Here is a 1,311-nt window from a genome sequence, read left to right on the forward strand (position 1 = left end):
CTCCAACAGTGCAACGGGCGACGGCACGATCGCCATCGGCTATGCGATGGGTGTCAATGGCCTCAATGCCATAGGCATAGGTGTCATCTCCGGCGCGAACGGCGTCAACGCCCTCGCGATAGGCGGGAACGCCCAGGCTGTCGGAGACGGAGCAAGCTCCATTGGCGTCAACTCGGTCGCAGCCGCAGGCTCGGCCGCCTTTGGCCTGAACGCGCGCGCCGACGGAACGAACTCGACGGCGATCGGCTATGTTACCCGGGCGACCGGGCTGCGCGCCACCGCGCTCGGGTTTGGGGCGACAGCGTCCGGGCTGGATGCGCTTGCCCAAGGGAATAGCGCCGTCGCAAGCCAGCAGAACTCTATCGCCATCGGCTTCCAGGCGACCTCGACCGCGATCAACGCCATCAATCTTGGCAACCGAACCGCAGCGGGAAAGGGCGCCCTTCAAGAGAGCGCCGTCGCCATCGGCACGGACGTGCTGGCGTCTCAGGTTGACAGCATTGCGATCGGGCGCCAAAGCCAGTCGACGGGCACGAGCGCCACGGCGATGGGTAGGAACGCCGGCGCCTGGGGCAACCAGTCTATCGCGCTCGGCCTAGGCGCGCAGGCGGGCGTTCAGGCCAACACGGCCTTGCCCAACAGCATCGCGATCGGCACCAATGCGGTCTCTTCCGGCGGTTTCGCTACCGCAATGGGCGCTTCCTCGGTTGCGAGTGGTACCAGTTCGACAGCCGTGGGCTTCCAGGCCCAAGCCGCCGGCCTCAATGCCGCCGCCGTCGGTCCCCAGGCAAATGCATCGGCGTCAAACTCGGCGGCGTTCGGCAACGTCGCCACGGCTTCGGGCAATTTCGCATTGGCCCTGGGCAATTCGGCCGTGTCGAGTGGAGTAGGCTCGGTCGCGGCGGGCTCGGGAGCCCAGGCCACGGACGTCTCGGCGACCGCGCTCGGCAACAACGCCACCGCGACCGCAGCGAGCGCGAGCGCGCTAGGCTTGGGCGCCACGGCGAGCGGCATAAACAGCACCGCGGTTGGTAAGTCGGCCAATGCGAGCGCGCAGGACGCCATCGCCATGGGCACGAGCGCCAAGGCCGATTCCGCCGAGGCGGTGGCCATGGGCACCAATGCGGTGGCGACCGGCGGCAAGGCGGTCTCGATCGGGTCCGGCAACACCGCCTTTGGCAACGGCGCGGTCTCCATCGGCGATCCCAGCTATGCCAGCGGCACCGGCGCCTTCACCGGCGGCGCCAACAACATCGCCAACAGCGACGGCACCGCGACCGCCACCGCCGCCAACCAGGCCAACGGTGCTGT

The 1,311-nt window shown here is 68.3% G+C and carries 1 pseudogene; it reads left to right on the forward strand.

What is annotated here, in order from left to right:
* A pseudogene (locus ENZ74_RS31985) lies at positions 1-1,311 on the forward strand (calcium-binding protein); the annotation flags it as partial.

The organism is Mesorhizobium sp. M7A.F.Ca.CA.002.15.2.1, from assembly GCF_003998715.1.
In the GTDB taxonomy this organism is placed as follows: domain Bacteria; phylum Pseudomonadota; class Alphaproteobacteria; order Rhizobiales; family Rhizobiaceae; genus Mesorhizobium; species Mesorhizobium ciceri.